Below are 15,536 nucleotides of genomic sequence, written 5' to 3'. Positions count from 1 at the left end.
CGAGTCCCCGCGTCACGAACCCCCAGGCCGCTCCCGTCCGCGTCACGCCTCCGGGGCGTGCAGCCGCGCGAGGAAGCGCTCGGTCCGCAGCGGAGCGCCGTCTCGGTCCAGAAGCGAGACTCCCACCATGACGGCGGTGCTGAGCGGGATGGTCCACGCCGCCGGCTGAGTGAACACCACCGACCACGCCCCCGCGTCGCGCGCGAGTGCCCCGCCGATGAGTGCGCCGCCGCACGAGACCGCCCCCACCACCATCCCGGCCACCGCACCGCGCGCGGTGAGCCCGCGCCACCACACGCCCAGCAGCAGCACCGGAGACAGGCTCGACGCGGCGAAGACGAACACGAGCCCGACCGTGGACACGAGGCCCTCGGGTACCGCCACGAGCGCGACCGCCAGGGGCACGGCGGTGCACAGCACGGCCGACAACCGGAAGGAGCGGACGCTCCCGCTGAAGAGGTCCTGGCTGAGCACACCCGCCAGCGACACCACGAGTCCCGACGACGTGGCGAGGAACGCCGCGAAGGCCCCCGCGACGATCAGGGCGGTGAGAAGCTCCCCGAGAAGTCCGGGGAGCACCCGGGACGGAAGCGCGAGGACCACCCCGTCCGCGACGACAGGCTCGGCCATGTCCGGCGCCACCACCCGCGCGATGAGCCCCATCGTGGATGACACGGCGTAGAAGACACCGATCATCGCGACCACGAGCACGGTCGTCCGCCGCGCCGACCCCCCGTCGGGGCTGGTGTAGAACCGCACCAGGACGTGCGGCAGGCCGATGGTGCCGAGGAGCAGCGCCACCATGAGGGATGCGGTGGCGTAGGCGTCGGCGCCGGCCGGTCCGCGATCGGGCGGGAAGACCGCCCGAGGGTCGACCTCGTATCCGCCGCCGCTCAGCGCCACCAGGAGGAACACCGCGGGCACCAGAAGCGCGGTGAGCTTGAGCCAGTACTGGAAGGCCTGCACCGCCGTGATCGCCCGCATCCCGCCGGCGGCCACGATCCCCGCCACGAGCACCGCGACCAGGACGGCACCCACCCACGGCGGCAGGTCGGCGACCACGCCGAGGGTGATCGCGGCCCCGTGGAGCTGCGGGACGATGTAGAGCCATCCGATGACAAGCACCACGATGCTCGTCACCCGGCGCGCCGGAGCCGACTCCAGTCGCGCGTGCACGAAGTCCGGGATCGTGTACGCGCCGCTCCGCCGCAACGGCGCCGCCACGAACAGCAGCACGAGAAGATATCCGGCGGCGTACCCGACCGGGAACCAGAACCCCTCAGCGCCGGAGAGCAGCACGAGCCCGGCAAGCCCCAGGAAGGTGCCGGCGGAGAGGTACTCGCCGCTGATGGCGGAGGCGTTCCACACCGGCCGGACGCTGCGCGAGGCGACGAAGAAATCGCTCGTCGTCCGCGACAGACGCACTCCCGCGAAACCGAGAACGGCGCTCACCACGACGAGAAGCCCGATCGCGGCGAGATCGAGGACGGCGTTCACGTGTCGTGCTCCGGTTCGACCAACACCCGATATCGCCGTTCGTTGCGCGAGGCACCCCGGGCGTACACGATCGCGAAGACCAGGATGATCGGGTAGAAACCGTACGCGTGCATCAGCCACGACAGCGGCACGCCGAAAACGAGCGGATCGCCGGCGGCCGGCAGCAGGAAGAGCACTCCCGTGAGCGCTCCCGCGACCACGACGAATCCGAGCAGACTGGCCAGAGCGAGCCGGAGCTGCGCACGCACGAGTCCGCGCGTGAACACCGCTTCGGCCTCGTGCGAGCCGGCGCCGGGCACGGGGATGCTCCGCGTCGTGCTGCGAGCGGGACGCCGGGCGTCGGATGCGGTGACCCGCACGCGCGCGGGCGGGCGGTCGCCGCTCATCCCGGCGCCCGGTCGGGCCGGACGAGCGCCTCCCGGACGGCGGGGATGAGGCGTCTGCTGACCGGCAGTTCGATCTCTGGGAGCACGACGGTCGGATTCGGGCCGGTCAGCCGCACCGCCACCACCGCATCCCGGTGCACGAGGAACGACCGGTGCACGCGCACGAATCCGGCTCCCGCCCACCGTTCGGCGAGGTCGGAGAGCGGCGCGCGAACGAGGTGGTCGGCGCCGGTCGTCCACAGGCGGGAGTAATCGCCCTGCGCCTGCACCCAGCGCACGTCGCTGCGACGCACCATCCGCGTGATCCCCCCGATCGTCACGGGGATCGTCTCGTCGCCGCCGCCAACCACCCCGCTCCCGACCACCCCGCCCCCGGCCGCCCCGGCCTCCAGAACGCGCGTGATCGCCCGGCTCAGCCGTTCGATCCGGACGGGCTTGAGGACGTAGTCGACGGCCTCGAGGTCGAACGCCTCGACGGCGCCGGCATCATCCGCGGTGACGAAGACCACGGCCGGGCGCGTGCGCAGTCCCGAGAAGGCGCGGACGAGTTCGAACCCCGTCATGCCGGGCATGTGGATGTCGAGGAACGCGGCCTGCACGAGCCCCGACTCCAGGATGCGGATGCCCTCCGCGCCGTTGCGCGCGGGGTGGACCTCCCCGATGCGTTCGTCAGCGCGCAGGAGGGCAGCGAGTTCTTCCAGGGCGGGCGGCTCGTCGTCGGCGACGAGCACGTCGAGGCTCATCCCGGCCCCGTCTCGTGCAGCGGCTGCGACTTGGGCACGCGCATCCGCACCAACGTACCCGCGCCGAGGTTGGTCTCCACGACGAGCCCGCCGCCGCTGCCGTACAGCTGACGCAGGCGGGTGTCGACGTTGCGGAGGCCGACGTGCGCCGACGCCGAATCGGCGTCCAGCAGCGCCGCGAGCTCGACCGGGTCGATCCCTGCGCCGTCGTCCTCGACGGTGATCTCGGTGTGCGTGCCGTCATCGAGTGAGGCGAGCGTGATGACGCCGCCGCGGTCGCCGGGCTCCAACCCGTGGCGGACGGCGTTCTCGACGAGCGGCTGAACGGACAGGAAGGGGATCACGGTCGAGAGCGTCTCGGGGGCGATCAACAGCCGTACGGTCAGCCGCTCACCGAATCGCGCGCGCTCCAGCTCCAGGTACGAGTGGATGCTGCGCAGCTCCTCGGCGAGCGTGGTGAACTCCCCCTGCCGACGGAAGGAGTACCGGGTGAAGTCGGCGAACTCGAGCACGAGATCACGAGCCCGGGGCGGGTCGGTGGAGATGAACGAGGCGATCGCCGTGAGGGCGTTGTAGATGAAGTGCGGGCTGATCTGGGCCCGGAGCGCCCGGAGTTCCGCCTCGGCCAGCGCCGTGCGCGATGCGTCGAGCTCGCCGAGCGCGAGTTGCGCCGCGCACCACGCCGCGACGTCGCCGGCGGCTCGGACGAGCGGTCCTCGGACGGGACTGGCGAAGGCCACCACCGCGCCCCACACCACGTCGCCCACGACGACCGGGGCGCCCACCGCATCCAGTGCCGACCCGTCCGGGCGCGAAAACACCTGCCGACGGCCAGTCTCGCGTACTCTCGCCGCGACCCGGCGCGCGGCGGCGTCGAGATCGCCCGGGCCGTCGAGGGCGACAGCATCCCCCGGCCCCACGATCGCGACAGCCGAGCTTCCGAGGAGCGTCCGCAGATGTCGCGCCGCCCGCTGGGTGTCGGGCTCGGCGCGTCCGCCCCGCAGGGCCGCGGCGGCCTGCGCCGCGACGTGCAGCGTGCGGTGGGTGGCCCGCTCGGCGTCGCTCCCCAGGTCGCGCGAGGCGCGCGCCAACCGGCGGGCGAACACGAGGGCGAGGGTCAGGAGCACGCCTCCGGCGACTCCGACCGCCCCGCCCAGCAGCGCGGCGTCGGGCATCCTCCGAGCCTAATCAGCAGCAGCGCGCGCCGGGGTTGCGATCCTGCTCATCCGAACGCGCCCGCCAGAACTCGCGCTCCGTCATCGGCTGCTGGTGGGGGTGCATCCGGCGCAGGTGCGCGACGTAGGTGTCGTAGGCGCGGTCACCCATCAGCGTGGTGACGTACCAGTGGATGCTCCGGCCCGCCGCCGCGACCGTGCCGCGCACGCGCGCCCACCACCCGGCGTCGGCGGGTGCGCGCACGGGCTCGGCGGGTGCGCGCACGCTGTGGACGAGGGGGGCCGGAGCATCCATCGGAATCATGTCGGTCCGCACTCAGGAGTGCGCGGCCGCCTTCCGGTCCGCGCGGGTCTCGGTCGGCGGAAGCGCCTCCCACTCCTTCTCGATCTCGCGTTCGGCCTTCGTGGCGACGAAGCCGGCCGGTGCGAAACGTCGTGAAGGCTCGGGTGCATCTTCCGTATCGGCGCCACCGCCGCGGAGCACGGCCTTGACGGCCACCCCCACGGCGATCGCGATCACGATGATCGCGAGAGTGACGAAGATGATCGAGAGTGTGCCCTGCACCGCCGTGTTGCGGACCACGGCCTCCATGGCCGCCCGGCTCGGGGCGGTGCCGAACTCGGTGAGACCTTCATCCAGCGCCGCCCGGAAGGCGAAGTGGTTGGCCCAGTACCCCACCTGCGGCACCGGCGAGAAGATCTTGTACATCGACGCGGTGATCGTCACGACGGACGCGAAGGCGAGGGGCAGCGCCACGATCCACAGCCACTTCGCGTAGCTGCGGCCGCGCTTCGCGACGATGGCGAGGACGACGGCGAGGGCGATCGCGGCGAGGAGCTGGTTGGCGATGCCGAACAGCGGGAAGAAGGTGTTGATGCCGCCGAGGGGATCGGTCACACCCAGGATGAGGATCGACCCCCAGCCGGCGACCATGATCGCGGTGCAGATCCACACACCGGGGCGCCAGGAGACATCCCGGAACTTCGGGACGAGGATGCCGATCGAGTCCTGCAGCATGAACCGTGCGACGCGGGTGCCGGCATCGACGGCGGTGAGGATGAACAGCGCCTCGAACATGATCGCGAAGTGGTACCAGAACGCCATCAGCGCCGGTCCGCCCAGTGCCGCCTGCATGATGTTGGCGAGCCCCAGCGCGAGGGTGGGAGCCCCGCCGGTGCGCGAGACGATCGATTCCTCGCCGACGGCCTCGGCCGTGGAGGTGAGCATCTCGGGGGTGAGCGGGGCGCCGGTGAGGCCCAGGTTGTTGACGAAGGCCACCGCACCCTCGACCGTGCCGAGGGTCGCCGCCGGCGACGAGTTCATCGCGAAGTAGATGCCCTGGTCGATCGAGATCGCCGCCACGAGCGCCATGATCGCGACGAACGACTCCATCAGCATCCCGCCGTACCCGATGAAGCGCGTCTGCCGCTCCTTCTCCAGCAGCTTCGGCGTGGTGCCCGACGCGATGAGGGCGTGGAAGCCGGAGAGCGCTCCACAGGCGATCGTCACGAACAGGAACGGGAAGATCGGGCCGCTGAACACCGGGCCGAGCTCCCCGCCGGCGAACTGGCTGAACGCCGGCACCTCGATCTCGGGCCGCACCAGCACGATCGCGCCGGCGAGCATCACGATGACGCCGATCTTCATGAACGTCGACAGGTAGTCGCGGGGGGCCAGGAGCAGCCACACCGGCAGCACGGCGGCGATGAAGCCGTAGATGATGATGCCCCAGGCGATGGTCGTGCGGTCGAGGGCGAAGATCGCCACGCCCCACTCGGTGGAGGCGACCCATCCGCCCGCGATGATCGCGGCGATCAGCAGCACGAAACCGATGATCGAGACCTCCGTGATGCGGCCCGGACGTATCCAGCGCAGGTAGCACCCCATGAACAGCGCGATCGGGATCGTCATCGAGACGCTGAAGACACCCCACGGGCTCTCGCCGAGGGCGTTGACGACCACGAGCGCGAGGATCGCCACGATGATCAGCATGATGAGGAGGCTCGCCAGGATCGCGGCGGTGCCGCCGATGCGGCCGAGCTCCTGACGCGCCATCTGCCCGATCGTGCGGCCGCCGCGGCGCATCGAGAAGAACAGCACGAGGTAGTCCTGGACGGCTCCCGCGAGCACCACACCGACGATGATCCAGATCGTGCCGGGGAGGTAGCCCATCTGCGCGGCCAGCACGGGCCCGACGAGGGGTCCGGCGCCCGCGATCGCGGCGAAGTGGTGGCCGTACAGCACGCGGCGGTCGGTGGGGACGTAGTCCTTGCCATCCTGCCTGCGCTCGGCCGGCGTCGCCCGTCGGTCATCCGGACGCGTGATGTAGCGCTCGATCACCTTGGAGTAGAAGCGGTAGCCGATGGCGTACGTGCACACTGCGGCGAACACGAACCAGATCGCGTTGACCGTTTCCCCGCGGACGATGGCGAGCATCGTCCAGGCGACACCGCCGAGGAGGGCGACGGCGACCCACAGCAGGATCTTCGGCCACGTCCAGGTGGTGCGCAGCCGCTCGGCGGGCACGGCGACGGGGGGCAGGAATGGGTCTGTGGCGAGCAGGGGCTCGTCGGCGGAGGGCCGGGGCGATGCGGACATGGTGCTCCTCGGATGGCGCGTCATTGCGTACCCGTCGAGGTTACGAAGCGACTCGTCGGCTCCGCGGATGGGGGGTCCGCGGTGCGATGAGCGGCAGCATCCGTGCGCCGAGCGGCGCGCCTTTTCGGCGCGTGCGGAACAGAGTGAGGTCGGCCTAGGTTGGACAGAGGTAACCGGAAGGGGTTGGGATGACCGCCGACATCACTGTCACCCGCAACGATGAGAAGTCCCGCTACGAGATCCACGTGGGTGACGAGGTTGGCGGGTACGTCACGATCGAACCGTCCGACACCGGGTCGGTGGTGGTTCCGCACACCGAGATCGACCCCGCATTCAAGGGCGAGGGGCTCGGGTCGAGGCTCGTCGGCGAGGCGCTTGCCGATCTCGCCCGCCGCGGTGACACGGTCACCCCGACCTGTCCGTTCGTCGTGCACTACCTGCGGGAGAACGAAGTCGCGGGCCTGATCGTGGACTGGCCGACCGAGGAGGACGGCGAAGAGGCTGCCACCCCGTCGGAGAGCCCGGGATGACCCGCCGGGACGCCGCCCCTCCGCGGGCGGAGTCCCCTCTTTAAAGCGACGCAGTACTCGCTCAGCGCCGTGACCCGGTCCCTGAGCGAGGGAGCGTAGCGACCGAGACGAAGGGCATCCCGCGCGGCACCCGGAGCACCGGTCCCTGAGCGAGGAGCGCAGCGACGAGACGAAGGGCAAAGCAGCGCGCGACGCCCGGACGCTTCGTCTCGCTGCGCTCGCTCAGCGACCGGGGAACGGCGGCCGCGCCGCTCAGCGACCGGGGAACGGGGCCGCGCCCCCTCAGCAGCGACCGGGGGAAACACGGACGTTCTCGCTCAGCGAGCGGGAAGCATCCCCCAGCCCGTTGGTGCCCGGGCCGGGGGATGCCGCGGATCAGCGGTAGACCACGAAGCCGCTCACACCCGTCGACGCCGCCACCGTGTCGCTACCGCTGTACTCCGCGATCACGACCTTGACGCCCTTCGACTGCTTCGGCAGCGGAATCGTCACCGTGCCCTCGGCGAGGGTGCCCGAGTACGCCCGGCCGTTCACCCAGACCTCGACATCCCCGGTCGCCGCCGCTCCGCCCGACGGGGTGACCGCCACGGTGACGGCGTAGTCCTGCGACGACGTACCGATGTAGCGGTTGAGCGTGACCTTGGTCTGCGACGAGAACTTGACGAACACCCCGGCGCTGTCGGCCACCCCGGGCGTGGGGTTGCCCTCAGCGGTGGCGGTCACCCGCACCGACAGGGTCGTGCCCACGTCCGCTCTGGTCACCTTGTACGTCTTTCCCGTGGCGCCTGGGATCGGCTGACCGTCGCGCAACCATTGGTAGGCGATGGTCACGTCGGCCGGATCCCAGGTACCCGGCGTCGCCGTGAGCTTCTTCCCCACGCGCGGGTCGCCGGAGATCGTCGGCGCCTCGGTGGCGGCCGGCGGCGCCAGGCCGGAATCGACGGTCAGCACGGTGCGAACCGACGACTCGCCGTACTGCGCGACGCCGAGGTACCGCGTCGACGGCTGCAACCCCGTCCACGACAGCGCATAGGTCGTCGCGACGCCCTGCTGTGCCGGGATCGGGTTCGGCGTCGCCGTCAGCGCGCCTTCCCCGCCTTCGGCCGGCACGTTGCCGTGCCGCAGATCCCACGTGAACGGCTCGACGAACGCGAACACGTTCACCTCGACCAGGTAGGTCCCGGCGGTCGGCTCGTGCAGGGTCACCTGTTCATCTGCGGCGCCGCTGGCCGACTGCCACATCTCGTAGTAGCGAAGGTCGTCGGGGCTGACCACGCGGTACACGAACAGGTCGAGGTCGCTGGTCTCATCATCCGAGGAGTCCAGCGAGAACCGCGACAGCTCCGTGCCCTCGGGCACATCCACGGTCCACCTGACGTAGCCGTCCTCGTCGGCTCCGGAGGTCTCATCGCCGGAGTGGCCCTCGACGGGATGGGCAGGATCGGTCAGCAGCGTCATCGGTGCGAGCCCGCTGAGGTTCACCGGCAGGTCACCCGTGATCCCGGGCGTGATCGTGACGTCGGTGCTGCCGCTGATTCCGGTGCCCGACACCTCGGCCGGAGCATCCGCCGTCACCGGCTGGATCACGATCGGTGAACGGACGGTCGTGTCGCCGCTCGTCCAGGTGAGCCGGCCGCTCGTCCACTCCTCGGCGGGAGCGCCGTCGCGGGTGAAGGTGACGGTGTACGACTGGGTCTCCCCAGCCGCCCCGAAGGTGAGGGATGCCGGCTCCACGACCGCGGTGATGCCCGGTACGTCGACGGCTGCGGTGAAGGTCCCCGCCTGCGTCGACGTCACCGTGCGCGTCACGGTCTGCGGTGTGGAGAGCGAACCGATCGCGATGGAGGCGAGGTTCAGGTCGCTGCCGTCGATGGGTTCGACGCCGAAGTCGGCCAGACCCTTGCCCTGCAGGTACGCGGCCCAATCGTCCGGGCCGTTGAGGTACAACAGCCCCGGCTCGAAGAACCGCGTCGGGTCCACATGGCCGGCCCCCTGCGCGAACGGATCGGTGTTGGTCGACCCGTCATCGTTCACCGTGTCGTACGCGGTGGTCATCATGGCCGACTTGATCTCGGCGGGCGTCGCGTTCGGACGCTCCCCCAGGTACAGCGCAGCCAGTCCGGCGATGTGCGGCGCCGACATCGACGTGCCCGACTTGAAGCCGAACGTCGCGTCCTCGCCCTCGGCGTTGTGGGTCGGGGCGAGGATCGCCACGCCCGGCGCCGTGATGTCGGGCTTGAGGATGTCGCTGCCGTCGGCCAGCATCGGGCCGCGGCTGGAGAACCCGGCGATCACCGGGGTGGGGGTCTCCACGCCCGTGACATTCTCTCCGAGCAGAGTCGCCGTGGCATCCGGGGTGTTGCGGACGTAGTCCAGCAGCGCGGTGCGGTGCGTGTCCGCGATGTGCACGGTCGGCACGGAGTGGAAGTCGTTGTCCAGCGAACCGGGTGTGACGTTGACGAGGATCATGCCGATCCCGCCCGCCTCCTCCACGGCCTGCGACTTCTCGATGCGGGCATTCCCACCGCGGTCGCACACCACGATCTTTCCCTCGGCCTCGGCCGGGTCGATCGCATCGAGGTAGCAGAGCGCCGCCTGAGCGGGGTCGGCCCCCGCTGCCACGATGTCGCCGGCGTAGACGACGGGACCTGTCACCTCTTCGCCGGCAGGCACCGAGACCGTCGCGCCCGCCGCCTGGAAGCCGTTCGGCAACTGGACGGTGCCTTCGTACGTGGGAATGGTGGATGCGGCGACCGTCATGTACCAAGGGGACGCGTGGTCGGCCGTGGCCGCACCCGGCCCGGAGTTGCCGGCGCTGGCGGAGACGAAGATCCCCGCTGCAGCGGCGTTGAAGAACGCGCGGTCCTCGGTGGCGAGGGTGGTCGTGGCCGATCCGCCGCCGATCGAGTAGTTCAGAACGTCGACGCCGTCGTTGACGGCGGAGTTGATGGCGCCCAGCAGATCGCTCAACGCGCAGATGTCGTCTGTGTTCACCAGAGGATCGGGGCCGGCGAAGCAGGCCTTGTAGGCCGCGACCTTGGCACCCGGCGCCACACCGGACATCTCACCGAAGTCGATACCCTCGACGCTCGCGGCAACCGCGTGGTTCCCCGCGGCGGTGCCGGCGGTGTGCGACCCGTGCCCGTCGTTGTCGCGCGGCGAGAGGAAGTCGGAGGAGAAGTCGAAGCCGGCTGCTGCGGCACCCGAGCTGAAGTACTTCGCACCGATGAGCTTCGTGGAGTAGTCGTCGGCGCTCCAGGCTTCACCGCTCACGCGCTCGCTGCGGAACGTGGTGCCGTCGGCCTTCGCGAAGACGACCTCGTTCCCGTCGAGATACGGTTCCTCGCCGGGGGTGGTGCCCAGAGGCTCTCCCGCGAACGAGGGGTTCTCCGGCGCGATGCCGGTGTCGACGACGCCGACCACGGTGCCTTCGCCCGCCGCCTCCGGCCCACCGATCGCTTCCCACACACCGCCGCTTCCTTCAAGTCCGAGGAATTCGGTCGAGGGGACGGCGTCGGGGTGACGAATCTCATCGGGAACGACGGCGGCCACGCCCTTCGTCGCCGACAGCTTCGCCGCCTGCTGAGAGCTGAGCTGGGCGCTGAACCCGTTGACGGCGAGCGTGTACGAGTAGTCCCGGTCGACACCCGCTTCCGCAGCAACCTCCTGCTGACGGTTGTCGAGGAACTCCGTGTACTCCTGCACCTCGGGCGAACGCGCGTCGAGCTTGTCACCCTCGTCGGGCTTGGTGGCGCGCAGGTCGGACTCGCCGCCGTCGTACGTCGCCGCCGGCGCCTCATCCAGAAGGACGATGTACTGGCCGCTGGGCGCGTCGATCGGAACGGGCGTGTTCACGTCTGCCACCGCCCCGTAGCCCGCGGTGGCTGTCGTGCCGGTGAACAGTGCGGCCAGTGCCACGATCGCGACCGACCGTAAGGGTCGACCGAAGGTGCCTTTCAAGGGCATGTGCGCTCCAAGTGGGGGGATGATGTGAGCGATGCGCGCGTCGTCAGCGGCGCACGTTCGACCAACATAGCTCACAGCACAATCTCAGCCAATGGTCGGTTTCCGTTCATGGACGACGGCGCCGGCTGCCCGAGAACTGCGCGGAGTACGCTGAAGCGGTGGCCGCGGCATCCCGACTCCCCACGCGCGTCCTGCTGATCTGCGCCGCCATCGGCGTCGCGACGGGGCTGCTGTCGGCCGGTTGGGCCGTGCTTCATCTGATGGCTGCCGCCGGCGCTGTCGCCCTCTACGGCCTCGTGCTGGGTTTCCACACGCTGCCCGGCGTCATCGCCCAGGAGTTGCTGCGCCAGCCCTGGGTGGCTCTGATCACTCACGCGATCGCGGCGGTCGTGGCATCCGCCATCGCTCCGGCTCTGCTCACTGGATACCTCCTCGCCGCCGTCGTCTTCGGCGGTGTGCAGGAGGGTGTGGCCGCTCTCACGCGGTACCGGCGGTGGAACCCGTGGCGCTTCTTCCTCGCCGCCATCGTGACGGGGGTCGTTCTGGCGATGCCCCTGTGGTTCGCCTTCAACGTCGGGGAGCTGGACCCCTGGGCCCAGGTCATTTTCGTGGCGCTGTTCCTGCTCGGACCGGTCGCGTGGACCGGAGTCGGCCTGGCCGTCGGAGCGAGCCTCCGCCGCGCGGGCGTCGCGCGCACCGCGGCGCGGCGGTGACCGCCGCATCCCCGGCCCCCCTGCTGCGGGTTCGCGATCTCGCGATCACGCACGACTCCGCCGACGCCGCGACACCGTCCGGGGTGAGCTTCGACGTCGCCCCCGGCGAGGTGGTGCTGCTCCTCGGTCCGAGCGGGTCGGGCAAGTCCACGTTGGCGCTCGCGTTGAACGGACTCATCCCGTCGGCCGTGCCCGCCACGGTCTCCGGCACGGTCGAGGTGGCGGGCAGGGATGCGGCCACCACGGCCGTGTCGACCCTCAGCACCTACGTCGGCATGGTCTTCCAAGACCCGGACGCGCAGATGGTCACGGGGTCGGTGCTCGACGAAGTCGCCTTCGGGCCCGAGAACCTGCGGCTGCCGGTCGACGAGGTCCTTCGGCGCGCGGAAACGGCGCTTCGCCGCGTCGGACTGTGGGAGCGGCGCACGGTCAACCCGGATCGGCTGTCCGGCGGGGGGCGCCAGCGGCTGGCGATCGCCGCGGCACTCGCGCTGGGCTCGCCCCTCCTCGTGCTCGACGAACCCACCGCAAACCTCGACCCGAGCGGTACCGAAGAGGTCTATGCGGCGCTGGCCGATGTCGTCGCCGCCGGCGACCGCGCCATCGTGCTCATCGAGCACAACCTCGACGCCGCGGTGGGCCTGGTCGATCGCGTCGTGGTGCTGGATGCCTCGGGAAGGCTCGTCGCCGACGGGCCCGTGGACGCGGTGCTGCGTCAGCGCGCGCAGGAACTGCACGCGATCGGCGTGTGGCTGCCGACATCCACCCTCGCCGCCCTGCGTCTGCGCCGCGCGGGCTATCCGCTCGACCCTCTCCCGCTGACGCCGGGAGAACTCCGCGCCGGGCTCGAGCGGACTCCCGCTGTGGGGACGGGAGCGGCTGCGGCGGACCGGTCGGGCGCGGCGGCCGCAGAGGGCGCGGCGGACCGGGAGCCGATGGTGCGCGTGCGCGGGCTCACGCTCACCCGCGGGCGCGGAACAGCCCGCACCACGGTGCTCGAGGGCATCGATCTCGACATCGCTCCGGGCGCATTCGTCGCCGTGGTGGGGGCCAACGGCGCGGGCAAGACCACGCTCGTGCAGACGATCGCCGGTGTTGAGCGCCCGCCGCGCGGCGCCGTCCTGCTCGCCGGGGTCGACGTGCACCGTGCCGACCCGCGCACGCTCGCGCGTTCGGTCGGGTTCGTTTTTCAGAACCCCGAGCACCAGTTCATCGCGCAGACCGTCTTCGACGAGGTCGCGCACGGCCTGCGGATGCAGCGACTTCCCGACGAGGTCGTGCGGGACCGGACCGAGGAGGTGTTGCGCCGTTTCGGGCTCGACCGGCACGCGCACCTCCACCCCTTCCTGCTCTCGGGCGGGCAGAAGCGGCGGCTGTCCGTGGGATCGGCGCTCGTGGCCGGTGCTCGCGTGCTGGTGCTCGACGAACCCACCTTCGGTCAGGATCGGGAGCGGGTGGACGAATTGATGGCGCTGCTGGACGAACTGCGCCGCGACGGCACGACCATCGTCATCGTCACGCACGACATGCACCTGGTCGGCGAGCATGCCGACCGTACCGTGGTGCTCTCGGGCGGCCGGGTGGTGGCGGCAGCATCCACGTCCGATGTCTTCGCCGACGAGGCTCTGCTGCGCGCGGCGGGCCTCCGACCGCCACCGCTTCGCGTTGCGCTCAGCGCCCTGTCCGGGCATCCAGAGCTCGCCGGCGTCACGCGCCTCGCCGACCTCCCCGGTGGCACCGGATGAGAGGTCCGCGCGACCCCTACGCCGCCAGCCCCCACGCGCGAAGCCGCTTCCTGCCGGGCCTCAATCCGCTCGCCAAGCTCGCCGGCCCGCTCCCGGCGATGGCGATGCTCCTGTTCGTCCGCGACCTGGCGACCCCGGCGGCGTTCCTCGTGATCGCCTACGCGACGCTGCTCATCGGTGCGACGTGGTCGGCGCGAACCGCCACCACGCTTCTCCTCCTCCTTCCCGCCGCCGTTCTCACGGTGGGCTTGGGTTTCTCGGTCTGGGCCGACACCGGCGACGTGGATCGGTCGGCCGTGGTGCTGGACCTCGGCTGGTGGACCCTCTACGGCGGCGCGCTCGAGGTCGGATTCGCCACCGGCCTGCGCCTGGGCGCGATCATCGGCCTCGCTCTCATCGCGGGGCTGACGACCACGGGTCCGGATCTCGTGCGGTCGCTGGTGCAGCAGCTGCACGTGCCCTACCGGATCGGGTACACGGCGCTCGCCGCGATCCGTTTCGTCCCTCGGTTCGGCTACGAGCTCGAGGTCATCCGTCGGGCGCACCGCATCCGTGGCGCCTCCGGGGGGCGGGGACCGGTGGCGGCAGTGGCGCGCTGGGGCGGATACCTCGTGCCGCTGCTGGCCGGCGCCATCCGGCACGCCGAGCGCGTCGCCCTCGCGATGGACGCCCGGGCTTTCGGAGCGTTCCCCGACCGCACGGAGCGATACGTGGTGCCGTTCCGCGTGCGCGACGGGGTGTTCGTCGTGGCGTTCTGGGCGCTGTCGGCCCTCGTCTTCGCGGAGCTGCGTCCGTGGCGGCTGGGCTGAGTCGGCCCGGCATCCCGGGCTCCCCGCGCGCGATTGCCTAGAATCGGCCCGATGCCCTCGAGCGGCGTCGAAGGAGGAGCAATGGCGCGGCGACGCCGGACGGTAGCGCGACACGCACGGCTGCGTTCACCGAGCATCGCCGGGCAGCTCGCGACGATCGTCGCCGTTGCTCTCGCGGTCGTGCTGGTGGCCGGTGCGGGCACCCTCACGTACGCCACGTACGACCTCGCCGCGAGCTTCACCGCAGACGCGGTCGTCCTGAAGGATCAGCCCGCCCCGCCCCCCGACATCGGCGAGATCCAGGGTGGGGTGAACCTCCTCGTCACGGGTATCGACGAATGCGAGCCGGAGTACGCGCACTTCTTCGGCGCCCGCTGCACGGGTGCGGATGCGGCGAGCAACCTCAACGACGTCAACATCCTGATGCACATCTCCGACGCCCCTCGGCGGGTGACGGTGGTGTCCTTCCCGCGCGACCTGGTTCTGCAGTCCCCGGGATGCACCCGCACCGACGGGTCGAACTGGGCCGGCGGAACCGTGCAGATCAACGAGCTGTACGGCATCGGTGGCCTCAACTGCGTCGTCAACACGGTCGCCGACCTCAGCGATCAGGAGATCCCCTTCGCCGCGACGGTGAGCTTCGGCGGGGTGATCGAGATCACCGACGCCGTCGGCGGTGTCGAGGTGTGCCTGGCCACGGGGATGCGGGACCGCAACACCGGGATCGACTGGCCGGCCGGCCCCCGGACCATCGAAGGCATCGAGGCGCTGCAGTTCCTGCGCACCCGCTACGGCGTGGGCGGAAGCGACCTGGCCCGCGTCAGCAACCAGCAGCAGTACATGTCGCGCCTCGCCCGGAAGCTCGTCAGCGAGGAGGTTCTCACCGACCCCGCCACGATGTACCGGCTGGCCTCCACGACGCTGCGCAATGTCGACCCGACGACCACCCTCACCAATCCGCTCACGCAGGTGCAGATCGCCCTGGCCGTCCGGGACGTGCCCTTCGAGGAGATCGTGTTCGTGCAGTACCCGACGAACACGTCGCCGAACGACCCCAACCGCGTCGTCCCGAACTACACCGCGGCGGCGCCGCTGTGGCAGGCGCTCACCGATAACCGGGCGATCGAGCTCACCGGGAACGTCGGAGCCAACGGAGGCGTCGTCGAGGTCACTCCGGAGCCCACCGCGCCCGGAACTCCTGCGCCCGACTCCGGAACTCCTGCGCCCGACCCCGATGCCACCACCGCGGCGCCGGATGACCCGGCCCGGGACGCCGTCGCCCTCTCGCCGAGCATCACGGGATCGACAGCCGCGCAAGAGACCTGCTCCGCGGGCAACCTCTCCCGCTGACGGGTCCGAAACCGCGGTCGACT

Annotated in this window: 12 protein-coding genes; 5 read left to right on the top strand and 7 right to left on the bottom strand. The window is 70.9% G+C overall.

Annotated features, from left to right (window positions below; all coding sequences use genetic code 11):
* Positions 1-42: 42 nt before the first annotated feature.
* Genes AC4FS2_RS16465 through AC4FS2_RS16440 form a run of 6 tightly spaced genes read right to left on the bottom strand, consistent with a single transcriptional unit; the run spans position 43 to position 6,400 of the window.
* A complete protein-coding gene (locus tag AC4FS2_RS16465) occupies positions 43-1,497 on the bottom strand; it encodes a sodium/solute symporter (protein WP_491155020.1) in 1,455 nt (484 codons plus the stop codon).
* Positions 1,494-1,883 (bottom strand): heavy metal transporter, encoded by a 390-nt coding sequence (locus tag AC4FS2_RS16460; RefSeq protein WP_491177739.1) that lies wholly within the window; start codon positions 1,881-1,883, stop codon positions 1,494-1,496. The genes AC4FS2_RS16465 and AC4FS2_RS16460 overlap by 4 nt, the downstream gene beginning before the upstream one ends.
* The gene (locus AC4FS2_RS16455; protein ID WP_491177737.1) at positions 1,880-2,626 is read right to left on the bottom strand and encodes a LytR/AlgR family response regulator transcription factor; all 747 of its coding nucleotides are present in this window, start codon (positions 2,624-2,626) and stop codon (positions 1,880-1,882) included. The genes AC4FS2_RS16460 and AC4FS2_RS16455 overlap by 4 nt, the downstream gene beginning before the upstream one ends.
* Entirely contained in the window at positions 2,623-3,801 is a 1,179-nt protein-coding gene (locus tag AC4FS2_RS16450) for a sensor histidine kinase (protein ID WP_491155026.1), read from the bottom strand. The genes AC4FS2_RS16455 and AC4FS2_RS16450 overlap by 4 nt, the downstream gene beginning before the upstream one ends.
* A gap of 13 nt (positions 3,802-3,814) precedes the next feature.
* Positions 3,815-4,096 carry a YbdD/YjiX family protein gene (locus AC4FS2_RS16445; RefSeq protein WP_491155028.1) on the bottom strand — a complete coding sequence of 94 codons (282 nt, stop codon included), beginning with the start codon at positions 4,094-4,096 and terminating at the stop codon, positions 3,815-3,817.
* 21 nt (positions 4,097-4,117) lie between these two features.
* The gene (locus tag AC4FS2_RS16440) at positions 4,118-6,400 is read right to left on the bottom strand and encodes a carbon starvation CstA family protein (protein ID WP_491155030.1); all 2,283 of its coding nucleotides are present in this window, start codon (positions 6,398-6,400) and stop codon (positions 4,118-4,120) included.
* A 188-nt stretch (positions 6,401-6,588) separates the two neighbouring features.
* Between AC4FS2_RS16440 and AC4FS2_RS16435 the strand changes: the two genes are divergently transcribed.
* A complete protein-coding gene (locus tag AC4FS2_RS16435) occupies positions 6,589-6,930 on the top strand; it encodes a GNAT family N-acetyltransferase (protein ID WP_491155032.1) in 342 nt (113 codons plus the stop codon).
* A gap of 375 nt (positions 6,931-7,305) precedes the next feature.
* On the opposite strand, the gene AC4FS2_RS16430 is transcribed toward AC4FS2_RS16435, so the two are convergent.
* Positions 7,306-10,896 carry a S8 family serine peptidase gene (locus tag AC4FS2_RS16430; RefSeq protein WP_491177735.1) on the bottom strand — a complete coding sequence of 1,197 codons (3,591 nt, stop codon included), beginning with the start codon at positions 10,894-10,896 and terminating at the stop codon, positions 7,306-7,308.
* Positions 10,897-11,054: 158 nt separating this feature from the next.
* On the opposite strand from AC4FS2_RS16430, the gene AC4FS2_RS16425 reads away from it, so the two are divergent.
* The 4 genes from AC4FS2_RS16425 to AC4FS2_RS16410 are packed head-to-tail and all read left to right on the top strand — an operon-like array spanning position 11,055 to position 15,513.
* Positions 11,055-11,609: an ECF transporter S component gene (locus AC4FS2_RS16425; protein WP_491177732.1), complete on the top strand. Its 555-nt coding sequence runs from the start codon at positions 11,055-11,057 to the stop codon at positions 11,607-11,609.
* Positions 11,606-13,354: an ABC transporter ATP-binding protein gene (locus tag AC4FS2_RS16420; protein ID WP_491177730.1), complete on the top strand. Its 1,749-nt coding sequence runs from the start codon at positions 11,606-11,608 to the stop codon at positions 13,352-13,354. The genes AC4FS2_RS16425 and AC4FS2_RS16420 overlap by 4 nt, the downstream gene beginning before the upstream one ends.
* On the top strand, positions 13,351-14,163 hold the full coding sequence (locus tag AC4FS2_RS16415) for an energy-coupling factor transporter transmembrane component T (RefSeq protein WP_491177728.1): 813 nt from the start codon (positions 13,351-13,353) through the stop codon (positions 14,161-14,163). Before AC4FS2_RS16420 ends, AC4FS2_RS16415 begins: the two co-directional genes overlap by 4 nt.
* Positions 14,164-14,214: 51 nt before the next feature.
* Complete coding sequence (locus AC4FS2_RS16410) at positions 14,215-15,513, top strand: LCP family protein (RefSeq protein WP_491177726.1); 1,299 nt, start codon at positions 14,215-14,217, stop codon at positions 15,511-15,513.
* Positions 15,514-15,536: the final 23 nt, after the last annotated feature.

Source organism: Microbacterium sp. Z10_103 (assembly GCF_058310455.1).
The sequence above is the reverse complement of the archived record's forward strand: the minus strand, read 5'-3'. Positions and strand labels throughout refer to the sequence as shown.

Bases quoted from the DNA above. Each gene is read 5' to 3' on its own strand.
- AC4FS2_RS16440 (WP_491155030.1), bottom strand. From the start codon at position 6,400: ATGTCCGCATCGCCCCGGCCCTCCGCCGACGAGCCCCTGCTCGCCACA.
- AC4FS2_RS16415 (WP_491177728.1), top strand. From the start codon at position 13,351: ATGAGAGGTCCGCGCGACCCCTACGCCGCCAGCCCCCACGCGCGAAGC.
- AC4FS2_RS16435 (WP_491155032.1), top strand. From the start codon at position 6,589: ATGACCGCCGACATCACTGTCACCCGCAACGATGAGAAGTCCCGCTAC.
- AC4FS2_RS16460 (WP_491177739.1), bottom strand. From the start codon at position 1,883: ATGAGCGGCGACCGCCCGCCCGCGCGCGTGCGGGTCACCGCATCCGAC.
- AC4FS2_RS16455 (WP_491177737.1), bottom strand. From the start codon at position 2,626: ATGAGCCTCGACGTGCTCGTCGCCGACGACGAGCCGCCCGCCCTGGAA.
- AC4FS2_RS16430 (WP_491177735.1), bottom strand. From the start codon at position 10,896: ATGCCCTTGAAAGGCACCTTCGGTCGACCCTTACGGTCGGTCGCGATC.
- AC4FS2_RS16410 (WP_491177726.1), top strand. From the start codon at position 14,215: ATGCCCTCGAGCGGCGTCGAAGGAGGAGCAATGGCGCGGCGACGCCGG.
- AC4FS2_RS16450 (WP_491155026.1), bottom strand. From the start codon at position 3,801: ATGCCCGACGCCGCGCTGCTGGGCGGGGCGGTCGGAGTCGCCGGAGGC.
- AC4FS2_RS16445 (WP_491155028.1), bottom strand. From the start codon at position 4,096: ATGGATGCTCCGGCCCCCCTCGTCCACAGCGTGCGCGCACCCGCCGAG.